General features: G+C 73.9%; 17 protein-coding genes and 1 riboswitch. Of the genes, 11 read left to right on the top strand and 6 right to left on the bottom strand.

All coding sequences use genetic code 11. The features are described 5' to 3' along the window. Positions 1–95: 95 nt before the first annotated feature. From ABD811_RS09565 to ABD811_RS09540, 6 genes are all read left to right on the top strand, one after another. Positions 96–1,352: an amidohydrolase gene (locus ABD811_RS09565; protein WP_344944047.1), complete on the top strand. Its 1,257-nt coding sequence runs from the start codon at positions 96–98 to the stop codon at positions 1,350–1,352. Continuing rightward, complete coding sequence (locus tag ABD811_RS09560; RefSeq protein ID WP_344944044.1) at positions 1,349–2,566, top strand: threonine synthase; 1,218 nt, start codon at positions 1,349–1,351, stop codon at positions 2,564–2,566. Before ABD811_RS09565 ends, ABD811_RS09560 begins: the two co-directional genes overlap by 4 nt. A gap of 102 nt (positions 2,567–2,668) precedes the next feature. Continuing rightward, a complete protein-coding gene (locus ABD811_RS09555) occupies positions 2,669–3,481 on the top strand; it encodes an ABC transporter ATP-binding protein (RefSeq protein ID WP_344944042.1) in 813 nt (270 codons plus the stop codon). Further along, positions 3,465–4,340, top strand: coding sequence for an ABC transporter permease (locus ABD811_RS09550; RefSeq protein ID WP_344944039.1), 876 nt, complete (start codon positions 3,465–3,467; stop codon positions 4,338–4,340). The genes ABD811_RS09555 and ABD811_RS09550 overlap by 17 nt, the downstream gene beginning before the upstream one ends. Next, positions 4,337–5,329: an ABC transporter substrate-binding protein gene (locus ABD811_RS09545; RefSeq protein WP_344944036.1), complete on the top strand. Its 993-nt coding sequence runs from the start codon at positions 4,337–4,339 to the stop codon at positions 5,327–5,329. The genes ABD811_RS09550 and ABD811_RS09545 overlap by 4 nt, the downstream gene beginning before the upstream one ends. 130 nt (positions 5,330–5,459) lie before the next feature. After that, positions 5,460–5,963 carry an anthrone oxygenase family protein gene (locus ABD811_RS09540; RefSeq protein WP_344944034.1) on the top strand — a complete coding sequence of 168 codons (504 nt, stop codon included), beginning with the start codon at positions 5,460–5,462 and terminating at the stop codon, positions 5,961–5,963. Here ABD811_RS09540 and ABD811_RS09535 read toward each other — a convergent pair. Then, entirely contained in the window at positions 5,939–8,746 is a 2,808-nt protein-coding gene (locus tag ABD811_RS09535; RefSeq protein ID WP_344944031.1) for an AfsR/SARP family transcriptional regulator, read from the bottom strand. The genes ABD811_RS09540 and ABD811_RS09535 overlap by 25 nt on opposite strands. Before the next feature lie 126 nt (positions 8,747–8,872). On the opposite strand from ABD811_RS09535, the gene nuoH reads away from it, so the two are divergent. From nuoH to ABD811_RS09510, 5 genes are all read left to right on the top strand, one after another. Then, on the top strand, positions 8,873–10,144 hold the full coding sequence (gene nuoH / locus ABD811_RS09530; protein WP_344944028.1) for an NADH-quinone oxidoreductase subunit NuoH: 1,272 nt from the start codon (positions 8,873–8,875) through the stop codon (positions 10,142–10,144). Between the two features lie 201 nt (positions 10,145–10,345). Beyond that, a complete protein-coding gene (locus tag ABD811_RS09525) occupies positions 10,346–10,828 on the top strand; it encodes a cation:proton antiporter regulatory subunit (protein WP_344944026.1) in 483 nt (160 codons plus the stop codon). A gap of 7 nt (positions 10,829–10,835) precedes the next feature. Beyond that, the gene (locus ABD811_RS09520) at positions 10,836–12,170 is read left to right on the top strand and encodes a cation:proton antiporter (protein WP_344944023.1); all 1,335 of its coding nucleotides are present in this window, start codon (positions 10,836–10,838) and stop codon (positions 12,168–12,170) included. Between the two features lie 114 nt (positions 12,171–12,284). Further along, entirely contained in the window at positions 12,285–12,875 is a 591-nt protein-coding gene (locus tag ABD811_RS09515) for a TIGR03086 family metal-binding protein (protein ID WP_344944020.1), read from the top strand. A gap of 130 nt (positions 12,876–13,005) precedes the next feature. Next, on the top strand, positions 13,006–13,971 hold the full coding sequence (locus tag ABD811_RS09510) for a PDR/VanB family oxidoreductase (RefSeq protein WP_344944017.1): 966 nt from the start codon (positions 13,006–13,008) through the stop codon (positions 13,969–13,971). 174 nt (positions 13,972–14,145) lie between these two features. Here ABD811_RS09510 and ABD811_RS09505 read toward each other — a convergent pair whose 3' ends face one another. From ABD811_RS09505 to ABD811_RS09485, 5 genes are all read right to left on the bottom strand, one after another. After that, positions 14,146–14,664, bottom strand: coding sequence for an inorganic diphosphatase (locus tag ABD811_RS09505; RefSeq protein ID WP_344944014.1), 519 nt, complete (start codon positions 14,662–14,664; stop codon positions 14,146–14,148). A 16-nt stretch (positions 14,665–14,680) separates the two neighbouring features. Beyond that, the gene (locus ABD811_RS09500) at positions 14,681–15,667 is read right to left on the bottom strand and encodes an SDR family oxidoreductase (RefSeq protein WP_344944011.1); all 987 of its coding nucleotides are present in this window, start codon (positions 15,665–15,667) and stop codon (positions 14,681–14,683) included. 195 nt (positions 15,668–15,862) lie between these two features. Further along, positions 15,863–16,969, bottom strand: a complete 1,107-nt coding sequence (locus ABD811_RS09495) for an FUSC family protein (RefSeq protein ID WP_344944008.1) — start codon at positions 16,967–16,969, stop codon at positions 15,863–15,865. Between the two features lie 143 nt (positions 16,970–17,112). Then, a complete protein-coding gene (gene thiC / locus ABD811_RS09490; protein WP_344944005.1) occupies positions 17,113–18,864 on the bottom strand; it encodes a phosphomethylpyrimidine synthase ThiC in 1,752 nt (583 codons plus the stop codon). After that, positions 18,862–18,973: riboswitch (TPP riboswitch) on the bottom strand. It overlaps the preceding gene by 3 nt. Positions 18,974–18,980: 7 nt before the next feature. After that, positions 18,981–19,526: an NUDIX hydrolase gene (locus tag ABD811_RS09485; RefSeq protein ID WP_344944002.1), complete on the bottom strand. Its 546-nt coding sequence runs from the start codon at positions 19,524–19,526 to the stop codon at positions 18,981–18,983. Positions 19,527–19,549: the final 23 nt, after the last annotated feature.

Genomic DNA, 19,549 nt, shown 5'->3' with positions numbered 1-19,549 from the left:
ACTCGTCGCCCGCGGGGGCCGCCGATGCGAACGGCACCGGAGAGATCATATGCTTTTCCGGTATGAATGGTGGGATAGCAGTCGGGGGGCGGGACGTGGTCGGTCTGCGGCGCCTCTTCCACGCGCATCCGGAGACCGCGTTCACCGAGTTCTGGACGTCGGTCACGATCGCGGCGGAGCTCCGCCGGCTGGGATACCGGGTGCTCACCGGCGCGGACGCCATCGACCTGTCCGGCGTCCCGGCGTTGCCCGGCCCGCGGGAGCTCGCGCGTGCGGTGGAGCGGGCGCGGGCGTGGGGAGCGGACGACGATGAGCTGCGGGTCGTGCGCGAGGGGCACACTGCGGTGGTCGCCGAGCTCGACGGCGGTGTCCCCGGGCCGGTGACCGCCGTACGGGTCGACATCGACGCGCTGCCCTTGGCGGAGTCCGCCGAGCCCGGCCACGCGCCGGCACGGGAGGGGTTCGCCTCACGCGACCCCGAGGTCATGCACGCCTGCGGCCACGACGGGCACATCGCGGTGGGCCTCGAACTGGCGCGGCGGTTGGCGACGGGCGGTTTCCCCGGGCGGGTCCGGTTGCTGTTCCAGCCCGCCGAGGAGGGCGGGCGGGGAGCCCGCGCGATGCTCGGCGCGGGCGCCGTCGCGGGAGTCGACCGCCTGTACGCGTTGCACCTCGGACTCGGGCTGCCGGCCGGCGAGGTCGCCGCGGGCACCTCCGGCTTCTTCGCCAACGCCAAGCTGCGGGTGGCCTTCGCCGGACGTCAGGCCCACGCCGCGCACGCTCCCGAGGAGGGGCGCAACGCCCTGCTCGCCGCCGCCCAGGCGGCATTGGGCCTGCACGCGCTGCCCCGGTTCGCCGCCGCCGACACGCGGGTGAACGTCGGGATGCTGCGCGCCGGGACGGCCCCCAACATCGTCGCGGCCGACGCCGAACTGCTGCTGGAACTGCGGGCCACCGCCGGGGACGTCTGCGACGAGCTGGCACGCCGAGCCCGCGCCGTGCTGACGGCCGCGGGTGCCGCTCACGAGGTCGGTGTGCGGATCGAGCGGATCGGCGCCGCCACGACGGCGGCCTGCGACCCGGCCGCGGTGCGCGCGATCGCCGCGGCGGCCCGTTCGCTGCCCGCGGTCACGCGCGTCCACACCGATCACCGGTTCGGTGCCAGCGACGACGCCACGTTCTTGATGCGGGCGGTCCAGGAACAGGGCGGCCGCGCGACGTTCCTGGTGGCCGGGGCCTCCAGTCCCGCGCCGCACCACAGCCCCGCCTTCGACATCGACGAGGCGTGCCTCGGCATCGCCGCCGACACATTGGAGCGTGCCATCCGCGCGCCGGAGAAGGAGAGCCCGTGAGCTTCAGTCACCTGTCCCATCTGGAGTGCGGGCGGTGCGGCGCGGACCACGCCGCCGACCGGCCGCAGAACCTGTGCCGGACGTGCGGATCGCCGTTGCTCGCCCGGTACGACCTGGCCGCGGTCCGGGCGGCGGTGCGTCCCGCCGATCTCGCCCGCCGGCCGCCCGACCTGTGGCGGTACCACGAGCTGCTGCCCGTCGGCCGCGCCGACGCGGTGGTGACGCTCGGCGAGGGCATGACGCCCTTGCTGCCGATGCCCCGCTACGGCGAGCGCATCGGCCTGCCGGGTCTGCTGATGAAGGACGAGGGACTGGTCCCCACCGGTTCGTTCAAGGCCAGGGGCGCCGCCGTCGGTGTCTCGCGCGCGGCCGAGCTCGGCATCAAGCGGCTGGCGATGCCCACCAACGGCAACGCCGGCGCCGCCTGGTCGGTGTACGGGGCCCGGGCCGGCCTGACCACCACCGTCGTCATGCCGGCCGACGCACCGCGGATCACCCGGCGCGAATGCGTGGCCGCGGGGGCGGACCTGCACGTGGTGGACGGCCTGATCAGCGACGCCGGGCGGATGGTCGGCGAGCTGGTGGCGCGCGAGCACGGGGAGGTCTTCGACGCCTCGACCCTCAAGGAGCCGTACCGCATCGAGGGCAAGAAGACCATGGGCCTGGAGATCGTCGAGCAGCTCGGCTGGCGGCCGCCCGATGTGATCATCTATCCGACCGGCGGCGGCGTGGGCCTGATCGGCATCCACAAGGCGCTGTCCGAGCTGGCGGAGCTGGGGTGGATCACCGGCGCGCCGCCTCGCCTGGTCGCGGTCCAGGCCGCCGGGTGCGCGCCGATCGTGCGCGCGTTCGAGCGCGGCGAACGGGAGAGCGAGTTCTGGTCCGGTGCGCGCACGGTCGCGTTCGGCATCAACGTGCCCCGGCCGCTGGGGGACTTCCTCATCCTGGACGCGCTGGCCGAGACCTCGGGGACGGCGATCAGTGTCACCGACGACGAACTGCTGGCCGATCTGCGCACGGTCGCGGCTCTGGAGGGCGCCTTCGTGTGCCCGGAGGGGGCGGCCGCCTTCACGGCCGCCCGCAAGCTGCGCGAGTCGGGCTGGCTCGCCGAGGACGACCAGGTCGTCGTGCTGAACACCGGCGCGGGGCTGAAGTATCCGCAGACGGTGCCGGTGGACGCCGAGGTCCTTCCGCCGTCCCCGGAACCGGCCTGACCGGGCGATCGGGAGCCAGCCGGCATGCAGAGGGCCATGGAGGCGGCATGATGATTTCCTATTTTCCCAGTGAGATTAGTTGCTTTTATGGGGAGGAGTGCGGTGGGCGATGACGCGACAGCCGCCGGCGTCCGCGACGACACGGCCTTGCTGCTCGTCGACCGGGTCGCGATCGGCTATCGGCGGCAGGGGCGGTACCTGCCCGCGGTGGGGGAGGCGAGCTTCGAGGTCCGGCGCGGCGAGAAGGTGATGCTGCTCGGCCCCTCCGGCTGCGGGAAGTCCACGATCCTCAAGGCGATCGCCGGATTCCTGCGTCCGTCGGCGGGCCGCATCGTCGTCGACGGCCGGGAGGCACCGGAACCGGGTCCCGACCGCGCCGTCGTGTTCCAGGAGTTCGACCAGTTGTTCCCCTGGCGCACCGTCCTCGGCAACGTCGCCTACCCGTTGCGGGTGACGGGCGTCGACCGCGACCGCGCCAGGCGCAAGGCCGTCGAGTACCTGGAGCTCATGGGACTGCAGGCGGTGCTCGACAGCTACCCGCACCAGCTCTCCGGCGGGATGAAGCAACGGGTGGCCATCGCCCGGGCGCTCGCCATCGATCCGCTGATGCTGCTCATGGACGAGCCGTTCGGCGCGCTGGACGCCCAGACCCGGGGACGTCTGCAGCGCGAGCTGGCCGACATCGCGGCGCGCACCCGGGTGACCCTGCTGTTCGTCACCCACAGCATCGACGAGGCGATCCTGCTCGGCGACCGCGTGGTCGTGCTCGCGGGCCGCCCGTCGCACGTCGAGCGCATCGTCGACGTCGGCGACCTGGACCGGCCGGACACCCCCGGCTTCGCCGACGCCCGGCGCACCCTGCGCGCGTTGCTCGCCGAGGAGGGAGAGGACCTCGACCGTGCCTTCATCGACTGACACATCGGCCGGCGCATCGACCGACACGCCGGCCGGCGCGCGGCCCGCCGGCCCCGACCGCGGCAGCGGCCCCTGGTCGCGCCTGCCGACCTGGTCACGGCGCGCCGTCCTGTTCGCGGTACTGGTCGCGATCTGGCAGGCCTACGCGTCCCTGTCGGGAGTCAGCCGGTTCGTGTTCGCCGGTCCCGCGGACGTGGCGGAGGCGTTCGCACGCGGCTGGGCGAGCGGCGACCTCGCCGTGGCCACCGCGACGACCATGCGGCTGCTGCTGACCGGCATGGGCATCGGCATCGCGCTCACCGTCGTCCTCACCGTGCTGGCGACGACCACCAGGGTCGGCGACGACGTCCTGACCCTGCTGACCTCCATGATCAACCCGCTGCCGTCGGTGGCGATCCTGCCGCTGGCGATCCTGTGGTTCGGGCTGACGGACTCGGCGCTGGTCTTCGTCACGGCGAACGCCGTGCTGTGGCCCATGACCGTCAACGTCAGCATGGGGTTCCGCACGGTCCCCGCCACGGTCACGATGGTCGGCCGCAACCTGGGCCTGCGCGGCTGGCGGCTCACTCGCGACGTCCTGATGCCGGCCGCCCTGCCGCACGCCATCGCCGGACTGAAGACCGGCTGGGCGTTCGGCTGGCGCACGATCATCGCCGCCGAGCTGGTGTTCGGCGTCGCGGGCGCGCACGGCGGTCTCGGTTTCTTCATCAACAACTCCCGTTACTTCGCACGAATCCCGGACGTGTTCGCCGGACTGGTGACGATCGCCGTCATCGGCATCGCCTTCGACCTGGTCTTCGGCTGGATCGAGCGGCGCACGGTGACCCGCTGGGGCATGAAGGAAGGCGCAGCGATATGACCTCGAACATCTACAGCCGCCGCCAGGCCCTGCGTCTCGGCGCCCTCGGCGCGGGCGCCGCGGCGCTGTCGGCCGCGTGCGGCGGCGGGTCGGGCGGATCCGGCAAGGAGATCGGCATCGCGATCGGCAACGGGATCAGCTACGCCGCGTTCACCGTCATCCAGGCCAAGCGGTGGCTCGAACAGGAACTCCCCGGCCGCACGATCAGCTGGAAGGTCATCGCCGGGGGCGGGACCACCCGCGACGCGCTGCTGTCGGGCAAGCTCCAGCTCGGCTCGACCGGTCTCGGCCCGCTGCTCATCGGCTGGGACGCGGGCGTCCCCTGGAAGATCGTCTCCTCCCTGAACGACATGCCGCTCTGGCTGGTGGCCAAGAACCCCCGGTTCAGGAGCCTGCGCGACTTCCGGCAGGGCGACCAGATCGCCGCCGTGCAGCCGGGGTCCATCCAGTCGGTCATGTTGCAGAAGGCCGCCCAGCAGCAGCTCGGCGACCCGCACGCGCTGGACAAGAACATCGCCACCATGGCCCATCCCGAGGCGCTCGAGGCGCTGCTCGGCGGTCAGATCGCCGCCGCCTACACCTCGCCGCCGTTCCAGTTCCAGGCCGTGGAACAGGGGGCCCGCAAACTGGTGGACAGCTACGACCTCTTCGGTGCGCACGGCTTCAACGTGATGGCCGCGACGGAGGAGTACGCCGAGAAGAACCCGGACGTCCTCGCCGCGGTGCACAAGACCATCGCCCGCGCCAACGCCTTCATCGCCGAGCAGCCCGCCGAGGCCGCGAAGATCCTCGCCGACGCCGAGAAGGGCAGGATCACCGCCGACCGGTACGAGAAGTACCTGACGCACGAGGGCATCGAGTTCACCACCACCCCGCACGGCCTGGTGAAGATAGCCGCGTTCATGAAGGAGATCGGCGTCATCAAGAAGGTCCCGGCCGACTGGCGTGATCTCGCCTTCGACACCGTCAGGAAGGAGAACGGCTCCTGAGGCCGGTCCCGGCACGCGTGGACGCGCGCGTATGCCGTCGAGCGTCTCGGCGATGTCGCCGCGCCCGCCGCGCCGGTTGACTCGGTGACGCACGGCGGCGCGGGGCCGCCGGCCAGAGGGGAGCGAGATCGTGAAGACCACCCTGGCGGCCGTGTCGGCGGCCCTGTCGATCCTGATGACCGCCGGGACGGCCGGGACCTTCTTCGGCTTCTCGGTCGGGGTGATGCCCGGGCTGGACGCCGCGCGCGCGTCCGCGGCGATCGACGCGATGCAGGGCGTCAACCAGCGCATCCAGAACCCGGTGTTCCTGGCGGCGTTCCTGCTCGCGCCGGTCGCGGCCGCGGCGGCGGGCGTGCTGCTGCTGACCGCCGGACAGCGCTCGGCCGGCCTGCTGTTCCTGGCGGCCGCCGCCGTCTACGTGCTGGGCGCGCTGCTGCCGACGGTGGTCGTCAACGTGCCGATGAACAACGCCCTGGACGTCACGGCGATCCCCTCCGACCCGGCCGAGGCCGCCCGGGTCTGGGCGGACTACTCCGGGCGCTGGACGACCTGGAACACCGTCCGCACCGTGTTCAGCGGCGCCGGTGTCCTGCTGATGGCGCTGGGCTGCTACGCGTGGGGCGCGAACCGCTGACCGCGCCGCGACGACAGGTCGGCCAGCGTGGCGGACGCGGCGGCGTGGCCGTGCCGGTCGCCGAGGGCCAGAAACTGCGCCGCCGCGCGCTCGGCCAGCCCGATCGCCTCGCCGCGCCGTCCCCGCGCCTGCGCGATGCACGCCGACTCCCTGAGCAGCCACGCCGCGCTGCGCCGGTCGTGCAGGTCGTCCAGCAGCCGCATGGCCCGCGTGCACGCCTCGGCCGCGCCGTCCACGTCGCCGAGCGTCAGCGAGCACCGGGACACGCGGGTGAGCGCGGTCGCCTCGAAATGAGGTTCGCGCAGCGTGCGCGCGACCCGCAGCGCGGTGCGGGCGGTGGTGAGCCCGTCCCGGTCGCGTCCCGACGCGGCCAGCGCGTCGGCGCGGGCGGCGAGCGCGATGATCTCGGCGTGCCGGTCGTCGCTCGCGCGTGCCAGCCGCAGCGCCCGCGCGGCCAGGGCGGACGGCTCGGGCGCCGTCGCGTCGCCCGGCGCGGGGGCGGTGACGCGCACGAAGGTGAACGTGCTGAGCGCGTAGGTGAGCTCGCGGGTCATGCCGAGCCGTTCGAATGCCTCGGCGCACGCGGCCCACGTCCCGGCCGTCGTCGCGTGCGGCGCGGCGTACAGGCTGAGGATGCCCAGCCCGTACTCCTCCCGCCACATGATCGGTTCGTGGCCCGCGGCGCGGGCGGCGTCGCGCACCGCCTCGCGCAGCCGCCGCAGGGACGCGGCGGCGACCTGCCGGTGCAGCAGCGGCACCACCAGGTCCACCAGCCGCGCCGCCTCCTCCAGCAGCCCGGCCGCGCACGCCTGCTCCACCACCTGCCCCAGCAGCGCGCGGTGCGCGGCCAGCCACACGATCGGGTCGCCGGTCATCGGTGCCTCGCGACGGGGGAGAGGCACGGGGTCGTCGACGGGAAGGTCGTTGGAGGAGCGCGCCCGCGTGTCGCGCGCGGCGGCCGCCGTGCCCGCCAGGGCGCGCACGACCCTGGCGAGCGCGGCGCGGTTGCCGGGCGCGCGCGGGGACCCGGCCAGCTCGGCGGCGAAGTCGGCGGTCAGGGCGGGCAGGCGGTAACGGGGCTCGCCGACCGGGTCCGCTCCGCCGGCGTGCAGCAGGTTCGCGTCGACCAGTGACTCCAGGGCGCGCGGCTCGTCGCCGCCGACCAGCAGCCGCAACAGCCATCCGGGGACGTCCGCGTTCGCGAGCAGCCCGAGCCGCTCGAACGCCCGGCGGGCCGGGGCGTCGAGCGCGCCGTGCCCGGCGCGCAGCCCGGCCCGCACCTCCAGGCCGCCCAGGGCCAGCTCGTCCAGGCGCCGGCGGTGGTCCTCCAGGCGGCGGGCGAACGCGTCCAGCCGCGTCGAGGGCAGGACCGCCAGGCGGGCACCCGCGATCCGCAGCGCCAGCGGCAGATGCCCGCAGGCCGCGGCGACGCGGCGGGCCGCCCGCGGTTCGGCCGCCACCCGGGCGTCCCCGATCAGGCGGCGCAGCAGCGCGTCCGCCTCGTCCCCCGTGAACGGGCCGAGCCGCACGATCCGGTTGCCCGGCAGGCCGGTCAGCAGGCGCCTGCTGGTCACCAGGACCGCCGACCCGCGCGTACCCGGCAGCAGCGCCTCCACCTGCGCGGCGGCGGCGACGTCGTCCAGAACCAGCAGGACGCGCCGGTCGGCGAGCCGGCCCCGCAGCATCGCCGCCCGCGCCTGCAGCCCGCCGGGCATTTCCGCGGCCGGGACGCCCAGCACGCGAAGGAGGTCGCTGGCCGCCTCGGCGGCGTCGCGGCCGGTCAGCGAGGCGTAGAGCTGGGCGTCGGGGAAGCGGTCCCGCAGCCGGTGCGCGGCGTGCACGGCCAGGGCGGACTTGCCGACGCCGCTCTGCCCCGTCACGGTCACCACCGGCACGCCGGGCCCGTCGCCGTCCAGCAGGTCGCCCAGCCGGGCCAGCTCTCCCTCGCGTCCCACGAAGTCACCGGCGGGGGAGGGCAGCTGGCACAGTCGCCGCCACGCGCCGGCGGGCGGCGCCGCGGTGTCGGTGCGTGCGGGCGTGTCGGTGCGTGCGGGCGTGTCGGTGCGGGTGAGGATCGCCTGCCGTGCCCGTTGGAGTTCGTCACCGGGGTCCAGGCCCAGGTCGTCGCGCAGGACGGCCGCCGCGCGGTCGTACACCGCGAGCGCCTCGGCTTGGCGTCCCGACCGGTACAGCGCCCGCATCAGCAGCACGTGCAGCGGTTCGCGATGGGGGTTGGCCGCCGTCAGCGTCCGCAGCCCGGCGACCGCCGTCTCGTGATGGCCCAGCAGCAGTTCCAGCTCGTAGCGCCGTTCGACCGCCTTCATGCAACGCTCGGTGAGCTGCGGGACGTCCTCGGTGTGCAGGGACGCCGACGCCACGTCCGCCAGGATCGGGCCGCGCCACAGCGACGTCGCGTCCCGCAGCGCCTTCAGTGCGGCCGCCGGATCGCCGTCGCGTCGCGCCCGCTCGGCCCGCGCGGTCAGCTCGTCGAAACGCCGCAGGTCGTCCGGCCCGGCGGTGATGAGGTAGCCGTCGGGCCGGGTGCCGATGACCGTGGGGTCGTCCAGCGCGCGACGCAGCCGCAGCACGTGCACCTGCAGGGTGCCGCGCGCGTCCGACGGCGGGTCGTCGCCCCACAGCCGGTCGATGAGCGTCGTGACGGGGACGAGCCGCCCGGCGCGCAGCAGCAGGCAGGCCAGCACGGTGCGCTGCCGTCCCGAGGTCAGCGGGATCTCCCGGCCGTCGCGCACGACCTGCAGGGGCCCCAGCACCCGGAACTCCATGCGGTTCTTTCTACGCCAGATCCGCCGCGAAAGCAGCCCTTAGGCGACCCGTAGGCGGCGAGTAGGCGCCCGCGGGTCTACTGACCCGCCGTCATCGTCGAGCGGAAGCCCAGGGGGAGCGCACATATGGGGGAACTGACCGGCGGGGCGGCACTGGCGGCCGACCCCACACTGAACGACTTCGGCAAGGACCCGTGGTGGCTGGTCGGCGGCAAGGCCGTGGCCGTCTTCGCGCTGCTCCTGCTGACGGTGCTGCTGACGATGTGGGTCGAGCGGCGCGTCATCGGCCGGATGCAGCTGCGCGTCGGGCCGAACCGCGCCGGGCCGTTCGGCCTGCTGCAGGGCCTGGCCGACGCGTTGAAGCTGGCGCTCAAGGAGGACATCGTTCCGCGCCGCGTCGACCGGGTGGTGTTCGTGCTGGCGCCGGTCATCGTGACGGCGCCGGCGTTCGTGGCGTTCTCCGTCATCCCGCTGGGGCCGATGGTGTCGGTCTTCGGCCACCGCACGCCGCTGCAGCTCACCGACCTGCCGGTGGCGGTGCTGCTGGTGCTGGCCACCGCCTCGCTGGGCGTGTACGGCGGGGTGCTGATGGGCTGGTCGTCGATGTCGCCGTACGCGCTGCTGGGCGGGCTGCGCAGCACCGCACAGGTCATCTCCTACGAGATCGCGATGGCGCTGTCGTTCGTGGCGGTGTTCCTGTTCGCCGGGACGATGTCCACGTCCGAGATCGTGGCGGCGCAGTCGGGCACCTGGTACGTGGTGCTGCTGTTCCCCTCGTTCGCCGTCTACGTGATCACGATGATGGGCGAGTCGGGACGCATTCCCTTCGACCTGCCCGAGGGCGAGGGGGAGATCGTCGGCGGCGTCCACACCGAGTACTCGTCGCTGAAGTTCGCGATGTTCTTCCTCGCCGAGTACGTCAACCTGACCACGCTGTCGGCGCTGTGCACCACGCTGTTCCTGGGCGGCTGGCGCGCGCCCGCGCCGATCTCCACCCTCTGGGAGGGCGCCAACCAGGGCTGGTGGCCGCTGCTGTGGTTCCTGGTCAAGGTGTGGGGGTTCATCTTCTTCTTCATCTGGCTGCGCGGCACCCTGCCGCGGGTCCGCTACGACCAGCTGATGAAGCTCGGCTGGAAGGTGCTGATGCCGTTCTCCCTGGGGTGGATCCTCGTGGTCGCGACCATCCGGGCGTTCCGCAACGAGGGCTACGACACCGGGCGGATCATGCTGATCACGGCGTTCGCCGCGGGAGCCGTGCTGGTCGTCACGTTCGTGTGGGAGGTGCTGCGAGGCCGCAAGGAGCCGCCGGCGCGCGCCGGCGCCGAACTCGTCCCGCCCGCCGCGGCCGGCTTCCCCGTGCCGCCGCTGGACGCGCCGCACTACCACGGCCGCGGGTGAGCACGACGAGAGCGGACTTTCTCCCCTAGAGCACACCAATCCCTCTAGAGCGTCTCAACGCCCCCTGGGGTGGCGGATCGTTACAGACCGTGCGCATGGTGCACTACCATGCGCAGGGGTCAAACGATCATATTGCGGGCACATGTCCGCAGGTCCGGGCCCGTGACGGGGGCCGAGCGGACGGGCGCAGAGGGAGAGGTCATGGACGTCGAACGGACGACACTGCCGGGGATCGGGTTGCGGCACGTGCTCACCACCAGCCGCGGCCGCCAGATCGGGGTGGTGACGCACCGCACCGACCGACGTGACCTGGTCATCTACGACAAGGAGGACCCGGACACCTGCGTGGTGTCGGTCGCGCTGACCGGCGAGGAGGCCAACGCGCTGGCCGAGCTGCTCGGCTCGGGCCGGGTCGTGGAGCGCCTGGCCGAGCTGCACCGCGAGGTGGAGGGCCTGGTCACCGAGCAGTTCCCGATCGCCGCGGGCTCGCCGTTCGACGGGCGCCCGCTCGCCGACACCCAGGCGCGCACCCGCACCGGCGCGTCCATCGTCGCCGTGGTGCGCGAGGGCCGCGTGCACGCCAGCCCCCGCCCCCACTTCGTCTTCCACGAGGGCGACACCGTCGTCGTGGTCGGCACCGCGGAGGGCACCGCCGCCGTCGCCGAGATCCTGGCGAGCGGGTGAGGCGGGGATGCACTCTGCCGTTCAGCTCATCGAACTCGGTGCGATCATCCTGGCCCTCGGCCTGCTGGGCGCCGTGGCCGTGCGGTTCTCGATCTCGGCGATCCCGCTGTACCTGGTGGCCGGGCTGGCGTTCGGCTCCGGCGGCGTGCTGCCGCTGACGACCAGCGAGGAGTTCGTCTCCATCGGCGCCGAGGTCGGGGTGATCCTGCTGCTGTTCACCCTCGGCCTGGAGTACACCGCCGGCGAGCTGGTCGGCACGCTGCGCACCTCGGCGCCGGTCGGGCTGGCCGACCTGGTGCTGAACGCCGCGCCCGGAGTGGTGGCGGCGCTGCTGCTCGGCTGGGGCCCGGTCGCGGCCGTCGTCATGGGCGGCGTCACCTACGTCACCTCCTCCGGCATCACCGCCAAGGTGATGGGCGACCTGGGCTGGCTGGGCAACCGGGAGACCCCCAGGGTGCTGTCGGTGCTGGTCTTCGAGGACCTGGCGATGGCCGCCTACCTGCCCATCCTCACCACGCTGCTGGCCGGGGCCGGGCTGGTGGCCGGGGCCACCACCCTCGCGATCGCCGCCGCCACCATCACCGTGATCCTGGTCGTGGCGCTGCGCTGGGGACGCCTGGTGGAGCGGTTCGTCGCCAGCCCCACCGACGAGGTGCTGCTGCTGAAGGTGCTCGGCCTGACGCTGCTGGTCGCCGGGCTGGCCCAGCAGCTGCAGGTGTCGGCGGCGGTCGGCGCGTTCCTGGTGGGCATCGCGCTGTCGGGGCCGCTGGCGCACTCGGCGCGCGAGGTGCTCACGCCGCTGCGGGACCTGTTCGCCGCGGTGTTCTTCGTCTTCTTCGGCCTGCACACCGACCCGGCCGAGCTGCCGCCCGTCCTCGGCGTGGCCGCGCTGCTCGCCGTGGCCGGGATCGCGACCAAGCTGGCCACCGGCTGGCTGGCCGCGCGCCAGGCGGGCGTGGCCGCCACCGGCCGGCTGCGCGCCGGGGCCGCGCTGGTGCCGCGCGGCGAGTTCAACATCGTCATCGCCGGGCTGGCCGTCTCCGCCGGGATCAACCCGCGGCTCGGGCCGCTGGCCGCCGCGTACGTGCTGATCCTGGCGATCGCCGGGCCGCTGCTGGCCCGCGGCGCCGAGCCGCTGGCCCGCAAGCTGCGCCACAAGCACCGGCCCGAGAAGGCGATCGACGACGACGCGCCCATCCTCGGACGCTCCGATGGACGCTCCGACGGAGGCTCCGACGGGCGCTCCGACGGAGGCTCCGACGGGCGCTCCGACGGAGGCTCCGCCGGGCGCTCCGACGCCGACGACGACGATCCCAGCCCGGCCGCGCGCACCCTCGGCTGACCGGCCGATGAATTCCGGGGACGCACCAGGTCTGTTCCGGTGAGGATGAGGTCCGGGGGCGCCGTGCGCGTCACGGCGGCCCCGGACGCCGCAACGAACAGAGGAGCGATCCCCATGAACGCCGCACCCGACCTCGGACCGGCCGCCCGCCGCCTGGGCGACCTGGTCGCCGGCGCCCCCGACGACCGGCTCGCCGCCCCGACGCCCTGCGCGGAGTACACCGTGGGCGACCTGATCGACCACATCGGCGGGCTGGCGCTGGGATTCACCTACGCGGCGACCAAGAGCGCCGGCGAGGGCACCGACGGCCGCCCGTCCGGCGACGCCTCCCGCCTCGGCGAAGCCTGGCGCACCGAGATCCCCCAACGGCTGGGCGCGCTCGCCGACGCCTGGCGCGACCCGGCCGCCTGGACCGGCATGACGCAGGCGGGGGGCGTCAAGCTGCCCGGCGAGGTGGCGGGCATGTTCGCGCTGGACGAGCTGGTCGTGCACGGCTGGGATCTGGCCCGCGCCATCGGCCGCCCCTACGAGCCCGCGGCGGCCGAGGTGGAGGCCTGTCTGGCGCTGCTGGCCGGCATGGCCGGGCAGATCGACGGCGAGAGCCCCTTCGGGCCGCCGGTCCGCGTGCCCGACGACGCCCCGCCGCTCGACCGGCTCGTCGGCCTCACCGGACGCGACCCCGCCTGGACGCCCTCGGCCGCCTGACCGCGGGCCGCATGCTCATCCGGTGTCTTTCCGTTCGCCGGAAAGGCGCCTTCTGCGCGCCGGGGGCCGTGCCCGAAGCTTCCGGGTGACCGTCCCCCCGGCCCCCGGCGGCGCCGAAGGAGAGCAGAGCATGCCCGTGCAGGATCTTCCCCGTACCGAGGTTGACCTGGACGTCGTCCTGGAGAGCAGGCGGCCCCTCGCCGACGACGTGGTGCTGCTGACGCTGCGCCGCCCGGACGGCGAGCCGTTCCCTTCCTGGGAACCCGGCGCGCACGTCGATCTGCTGCTCGCCCCCTGCCTGGTCCGCCAGTACTCGCTGTGCGGCGACCCCGCCGACCGGTCGGTGCTGCGGATCGCGGTGCTGCGGGAACGGGACGGCCGAGGCGGCTCCGAGCACGTGCACGCACGGCTGGCCGAAGGCGACCGGCTGGTGGTCCGCGGCCCCCGCAACCACTTCCCGCTGGTCGCGGCGGACCGCTACCTGTTCATCGCGGGCGGCATCGGCATCACGCCGATCGTGCCGATGCTGGCCGCCGCCCAGGCGTCCCGCGCCGACTGGAGGCTCGTGTACGGGGGCCGCACGCGCGCGACCATGGCCTTCCGCGCCGACCTGGAACGCGCGTACGGCGACCGCGTCAGCGTCCGCCCCCAGGACGAGACGGGCCTGCTCGACCTCGACGCCCTGCTCGGCGTGCCCGACGACCGCACCAAGGTGTACTGCTGCGGCCCCGAGCCGCTGCTGGCCGCCGTGGAGGAGCGCTGCGAAGCCTGGCCTCCCGGCGCCCTGCACGTCGAACGCTTCACCCCCAAGGACGACACCGGCCCGCGCGAGTCGTTCGAGGTGGAGCTGGCGCGCTCCGGCAGGACGCTGACCGTGCCGCCCGGCAAGTCCATCCTGCAGGTGGTGGAGGAGGCGGGCCTCCAGGTGCTGTCGTCCTGCCGGGAGGGCACGTGCGGCACCTGCGAGACCGAGGTGCTCGACGGCGAGCCGGACCACCGCGACTCGGTGCTCACCGACGAGGAACGCCGCTCCGGCGAGATCATGATGATCTGCGTCTCCCGCGCCCGCGGCGACCGCCTCACCCTCGACCTGTGAGCCCCCGCTCCCGCCTTCTCACTACGACGACCCGCGCCTCAGGACGACCCGCGCCTCAGGACGACCCGCGCCTCAGGACGACCCGCGCCTCAGGACGACCCGCGCCTCAGGACGACCCGCGCCTCAGGACGACCCGCCCCTCAGGACCACACGCCCCTCACGCCGACGTGCCGCTCACGACGACGCGGAGGCGGTGCGGCCGCGCAGGCCGTCCCGCGCGTGCGCCCGGTCGAACGACGCGGAGACCTCCCGCTCGGCCGCCGCGCGGTCCTGCCAGCCGCGCACGTCGGACTCCTTGCAGGGCTCCAGCTCCTTGTAGATGTCGAAGAAGTGGCCGATCTCGGCCAGCACGTGCGCGGGCACGTCGGCCAGCTCCCGCAGCTCCGCGTACCGGGGGTCGCGCGCGGGCACGGTGAGGATCTTGGCGTCCGGTCCCTGCTCGTCCAGCATCCAGAACACCCCGAGCGGCCGGACCGAGACCAGGCAGCCGGGGAACGTCGGCTCCTCCAGCAGCGCCATGGCGTCCAGCGCGTCCCCGTCCTCGGCACGCGTGCCGGGGATGAAACCGTAGTCGACCGGATACTGCGTCGCGGTGAACAGCAGCCGGTCGAGCCGGATGCGCCCCAGCCCGTGGTCCATCTCGTACTTGTTGCGCGACCCCTTCGGGATCTCCACGACGATGTCGAACTCCACCCCCGCCTCCTCGGTTCTACCGCGTGCCCGCGCGCTCCTGCCCGAGCCGTCCCGCCACCGCCACGGCGGCCGCGCCCACGGCGGTCACGGCCGCGGCCCGGCGCAGCGCGTGCCCGCCGCCGTCCCAGCCGCCGTGCACCGAGCCGGTGTCGACCGTGGGCGTGTGCACGATCCCCGACGTGGCCGGGGCCAGGTCCTTGCGCGACAGGTGGTGACGGTCCACCTGCCGGGCCATGCCGCGCTCCAGCATCCGCCGGTTCAGCCGGGCCTGCAGCCGCACCAGGCGACCGGCGCGGCCGACCACCACCTCCGGGACCGGCGAGCGCAGCAGCCCCACGATCGCCCGCGCCACACTCTCGGGCGCGTACACCGGCGGCATCGCCACGACCCGGCGGCCGGTGTAGTTGGCCGCGTGCTGGAACAGCGGCGTGTCGATCGTGGCGGGCAGCACCGTGCACACCTTCACCTTGTGCTCGCCCCGCACCCGCAGCTCCTGGCGGATGCTGGCGCTCAGCGCGGACACCGCGGCCTTGGACATCGTGTACGCGGTCGAGTACGGCTGCGGCGCGACCGCCGCCACCGACGACACGTTCACCAGCACGCCCCGCCTGGCGCGGCGCAGGTACGGCAGCGCCGCCCGCGCACCGTGCACGTAGCCCATCACGTTGACGTCCAGGACGCGGCGGAAGTCCTCCAGCGGCACGTCCTCGAACGGCCCGAACAGCGACACCGCCGCCGCGTTCACCCACATGTCGACGCGGCCGAAGCGGCCGGCGGCCCGCCGCGCCAGCTCCTCGACCGACCGGTGGTCGGTGACGTCGGCCGGCGCGGCCAGCGCCTGCCCGCCCCGCCGGCGGCACTCGACCGCGACCTCCTCCAGCGCGTGCCCGCGGCGGGCCGCCAGCACCACCGACGCGCCCTTGTCCGCGAAGGCCAGCGCGGTGGCGCGGCCGATGCCGCTGGACGCGCCGGTGATCACGACGACGGCGTTCTTGGCTCTCACACGGACCTCCTTCGCACTGGCGCACCGGCCGGTCCGGCCGTGCCGGTCCGGCCGGGGCCGACCGTGCGGCCACATACCCGAGGCCGCGCGTGACATGCGGACACGCGCGGGGTACCCGGCGCGTTGTCCGAACAATGGTGATTTGGCCGTCCGGCGCCCGACCGTCCGGAGCGATCACCCGGCGCGGCCGCGGGGTCACGTCGGAGGCGTGCAGACGTTGTCCAGCAGCAGGCCGCTCAGCCGCAGCAGCTCCTTGCGGGGGTCCCACAGACCGGGCGCGTCGGTGCCCGCCCCGCGGTACGGCTGCTCCAGCCACTGCTGCAGCCCGCGCGCCTCGGCCGCGTCGTCCCCCGACCCGTCGGGCAGGCTCCGCACCAGCCCGGCCAGCATGTCCAGCTGCCGGGCGTAGCCGTCCCGGAAACCCGCGTCGAGGAGCGCGCCGCCCGGATCGGTCCGCGACGCCTCCCGCAGCGCGTCGGCGATCGAGCGCACGTACGTCGCGGTGTGGTCGAGGGTGTCCATCAGCCGCAGCGACCGCCAGGCGCCGGGCCCGTCGGCCCGCCGCCGGCGCAGCTTGACGCGGGGATTGGCGCGCAGGCTGTCGCGGCCCTGCTCGCACGCCCGGTACGCGCCGTCGTGGCTGTGGCGCAGCCGCCGTTCGCGTTCCCCCCACCGGGTCCACCCGTCCTCCGCGTCGCCGGCGCCGGGCGGCCGGGTCAGGGACGCCAGCTCCTCCAGCGCGCACGCCAGCTGCTCCTTGAGGTCCCGGACGGCGGCGTCGGCGCGTCCGATGTGCAGGGGCGGGAAGACCAGCGTGTTGACCGCCAGCCCCACGGCCAGGCCCACCCCCACGTCGCCCAGCCGCGGCACCACGTACGACATGACCTCGTGCCCGCCGACGAGCAGCGCGAACAACGCCGTGAACGGCACCTGCGGCGCCTGGTCCCCGAACCCGTGCCAGCTCGACACCAGCAGCGCGACGGCCACCACCACCGCGATGCCGGCCGGGTTCGGCCCGACCGTCATCCCGACCGGGATCGCCAGCAGCGCGCCGACGAGGAACCCGGCCGCGTACGCCAGGCTCTCGCGCAACGAGCGCGCCACCGTTGGGTACACGCCGAGCAACGCCGCCAGCGGCGCGAAGTACGGCTGCCGATGCCCCATCAGGTACCGGGCCGCCAGCCACGCCAGCACGGACGCCAGCACGGCCTTGACCACGATGTGCAGCCGTCCCCGCCAGTAGTGCCACCGGCCGGGCGTCGCCGCCGCCCGCCGGACCACCTCGTCCACTCGACCCGTCACACGATCCGCTCCAAGCACGCGAGGCCCATTACCCGGCCGGAACGCGCCTATCCGGGCACGAAGTGTGATCCGGAGCGTCCCGTCCGTCCCGGACGCGGCGACGCCCGGGACGGACGGGACGGACGGGACGGACGGGCGGCGGGTCAGGCGTCCGACGGGGTGATCGGCAGGTAGACGCGGCCGCCGGACGCGGTGAACTCGGCGGCCTTCTCACGCATCCCCGCCGCCAGCGCCTCGGACTCGGGCAGCGCCCGCTCCTCGGCGTACCGGCGCACGTCCTGTGTGATCTTCATCGCACAGAAGTGCGGCCCGCACATCGAGCAGAAGTGCGCCGTCTTGGCGGGCTCGGCCGGGAGCGTCTCGTCGTGGAAGGCGCGGGCGGTGTCGGGGTCAAGGGAGAGGTTGAACTGGTCCTCCCAGCGGAACTCGAACCGCGCGTCCGACAGCGCGTCGTCCCACGCCTGCGCGCCCGGATGGCCCTTGGCCAGGTCCGCGGCGTGCGCGGCGATCTTGTAGGCGATCACGCCCGCCTTGACGTCGTCGCGGTCCGGCAGGCCCAGGTGCTCCTTGGGCGTGACGTAGCACAGCATCGCGGTGCCGTACCAGCCGATCATCGCCGCGCCGATCGCGGAGGTGATGTGGTCGTAGCCGGGCGCGATGTCGGTGGTCAGCGGGCCCAGCGTGTAGAACGGCGCCCCGTCGCACAGCTCCCGCTGCAGGTCGACGTTCTCCTTGATCTTGTGCATGGGGACGTGCCCCGGACCCTCGTTCATCACCTGGTTGTCGTACTCGGCGGCGATCCGGGTGAGCTCGCCCTGCGTGCGCAGCTCGGCGAACTGCGCCTCGTCGTTGGCGTCGGCGATCGACCCGGGGCGCAGCCCGTCGCCCAGCGACCAGGTGATGTCGTAGGCGGCGAAGATCTCGCACAGCTCGCGGAAGTTGGTGTAGAGGAAGTTCTCCTCGTGGTGCGCCAGGCACCACGCCGCCATGATCGACCCGCCGCGCGACACGATGCCGGTCTTGCGGCGCGCGGTCAGCGGGACGTACCGCAGCAGCACCCCGGCGTGCACGGTCATGTAGTCCACGCCCTGCTCGGCCTGCTCGATGACGGTGTCGCGGAAGATCTCGTAGGTCAGCTCGGCCGGGTCGCCGCCGACCTTCTCCAGCGCCTGGTACAGCGGCACCGTCCCCACCGGGACGGGCGAGTTGCGCAGGATCCACTCGCGCGTGGTGTGGATGTCGCGTCCGGTGGACAGGTCCATGACCGTGTCGGCGCCCCACCGCGTCGCCCAGGTCATCTTCTCCACCTCCTCCTCGATGGAGGAGGTCACCGCGGAATTGCCGATGTTCGCGTTGACCTTGCAGAGGAAGCGCGAGCCGATCACCATCGGCTCGGACTCGGGATGGTTGACGTTGGCGGGCAGCACCGCCCGTCCCGCCGCCAGTTCCGCGCGGACCACCTCGGGCGCCACCCCCTCGCGCAGCGCCGCGAACTCCATCTCCGGTGTGATCTCCCCGCGCCGCGCGTACGCCCGCTGCGTCACCGCCCCGCCGGTGGCCCGGCGCGGCCGGCGCGGCGGGAAGGCCCCCTGGTCACGCAGCGGATCGGCGGACCGGCGGCCATCGTCCTCCAGACGGACGGGCCGCCCCTCGTACTCGGCGGTGTCGCCGCGTTCGGCGATCCACCCGGCCCGCAGGGCGGGCAGGCCGCGCCGCACGTCGACGACGTGGCCCGGATCGGTGTACGGCCCGGAGGTGTCGTACAGCACCACCGTCGCGCCGTTGGTCAGCGCCACCTCCCGCATGGGGACGCGCACGTCGGGACGCGACCCGACGAGATACGTCTTGCGGGCGGGACGGGCGTCGTGGACAGGTGTGGACACGCTGTCGGTCATGATGACGTGATCTCTCCCTACGCCGGCATTACCCGGTCAGGTTCCAGCGGTCGGCGGCCGTCTCAGCCGCGATCTCAGCCCGGTTCGCCGGGCCCCCGCGATCTGTCGCGCCGACGCTAACCCGCCGCACCCCCGTTGCCGCAACCCCGGGACATGAGGTAAAGCAGCGCCGCCGCCGTCGACCCCGAGCCGATCTCGCCCCGGGCCGCCAGCTCCGGCGCGGATGCCAGCGGGACCCACTCGATCCGCTCGGCCTCCACGTCGCTCGGATCGCCCGCGCGCTCGGCGCCGTCGGCGGTGAAGATGTGATGAACGCCATCGTGCACGCCCGGCGACGGGTGGACGTCCAGCAGATGCCGCAGCGGGCCCGGGCGCCACCCGGTCTCCTCGACCAGCTCGCGGGCGGCGGCGTCGGCGGGGTCCTCACCCGGCTCGACCCGCCCGCCGGGGATCTCCCAGCCCCACCGGTCGGTGATGAACCGGTGCCGCCAGATCAGCAGCACACGGCCGTGTCCGTCCAGCGCGGCGACGCCGGCGGCCGGACGCACCCGCAGCAGATGGTGGTCGAAGCGCCGCCCGTCGGGCAGCTCCACGTCGGCCAGCCGGACGGACATGAAGGGGCTGTCATAGACGGTCCGCTCGCCGTGCAGGGTCCATCGCATGGGCCGGACGCTATCGGGGGCTT

This window comes from Actinomadura miaoliensis (assembly GCF_039536785.1).
In the GTDB taxonomy this organism is placed as follows: Bacteria; Actinomycetota; Actinomycetes; order Streptosporangiales; family Streptosporangiaceae; genus Spirillospora; species Spirillospora miaoliensis.
This window is presented reverse-complemented; position numbering and strand designations above follow the sequence as displayed.

Excerpts from the sequence above, each read along its gene's own strand:
- ABD811_RS09545 (WP_344944036.1), top strand. The coding sequence starts at position 4,337 with ATGACCTCGAACATCTACAGCCGCCGCCAGGCCCTGCGTCTCGGCGCC.
- ABD811_RS09535 (WP_344944031.1), bottom strand. The coding sequence starts at position 8,746 with ATGGAGTTCCGGGTGCTGGGGCCCCTGCAGGTCGTGCGCGACGGCCGG.
- nuoH (WP_344944028.1), top strand. The coding sequence starts at position 8,873 with ATGGGGGAACTGACCGGCGGGGCGGCACTGGCGGCCGACCCCACACTG.
- ABD811_RS09525 (WP_344944026.1), top strand. The coding sequence starts at position 10,346 with ATGGACGTCGAACGGACGACACTGCCGGGGATCGGGTTGCGGCACGTG.
- ABD811_RS09520 (WP_344944023.1), top strand. The coding sequence starts at position 10,836 with ATGCACTCTGCCGTTCAGCTCATCGAACTCGGTGCGATCATCCTGGCC.
- ABD811_RS09515 (WP_344944020.1), top strand. The coding sequence starts at position 12,285 with ATGAACGCCGCACCCGACCTCGGACCGGCCGCCCGCCGCCTGGGCGAC.
- ABD811_RS09510 (WP_344944017.1), top strand. The coding sequence starts at position 13,006 with ATGCCCGTGCAGGATCTTCCCCGTACCGAGGTTGACCTGGACGTCGTC.
- thiC (WP_344944005.1), bottom strand. The coding sequence starts at position 18,864 with ATGACCGACAGCGTGTCCACACCTGTCCACGACGCCCGTCCCGCCCGC.
- ABD811_RS09485 (WP_344944002.1), bottom strand. The coding sequence starts at position 19,526 with ATGCGATGGACCCTGCACGGCGAGCGGACCGTCTATGACAGCCCCTTC.